We start from the raw sequence: 684 nt of genomic DNA, 5'->3' as shown, positions 1-684 counted from the left end.
GAGGTAGTTGTTCGAGAGGATAAAGAGCTTCAGCGGTTTGACCTCCACTCCACGTAGGACGGCGCGATGCAGGAGGTGGGCCATGATGAGGAACCACGCACCCGCAGCGACCGCCACAGCCGCGTAGATGAATCCCGCGGCCGGAATAAGCAGGAAGGTCGTGATCACAGTCGCCCAGGTGTACAACACGATCTGGCGGGTCACCTGTGACTCCGTACGGACCACCGGCATCATCGGCACACCCGCGGCCCGGTAGTCCTCCTTGTACCGCATCGCCAGAGCCCACGTGTGCGGCGGTGTCCAGAAGAATATGATGAGGAACAGCACGATCGCCTGCCACCACTGGGGTGGTACTCCGGCGGGGAGATTGTCAGTGATCACCGCCCATCCGACGACAACCGGCATGCAGCCGGCGGCTCCACCCCACACGACATTCTGCGGAGTGCGGCGCTTCAGCCACTTGGTGTAGACGAAGATGTAGAACGCGATGGTGGCCATAACGAACAGCGCGGCGAGGAGGGACCGGCACAGCAGCCACAGCCAGAGGAAACTGACCACCGTCAGCGTCCACGCGAAGATGGTGGCGTTCCGGTTGGTCACGACCATCTTCGCGAGCGGACGTCGCTCCGTACGTTTCATCACCTTGTCGATGTCACTGTCCGCGACCATGTTGAAGGTGTTCGC

The 684-nt window shown here is 61.7% G+C and carries 1 protein-coding gene; it reads right to left on the bottom strand.

Annotation, left to right across the window (positions count from 1 at the left end; genetic code table 11):
- A partial coding sequence (locus JDV75_RS00075; RefSeq protein WP_198737237.1) for a heme o synthase occupies window positions 1-684 on the bottom strand: 684 nt, incomplete at both ends.

Origin of the sequence: Corynebacterium meridianum (assembly GCF_016342265.1) — a bacterium.
GTDB lineage: Bacteria > Actinomycetota > Actinomycetes > Mycobacteriales > Mycobacteriaceae > Corynebacterium > Corynebacterium meridianum.
The sequence above is the reverse complement of the archived record's forward strand: the minus strand, read 5'-3'. Positions and strand labels throughout refer to the sequence as shown.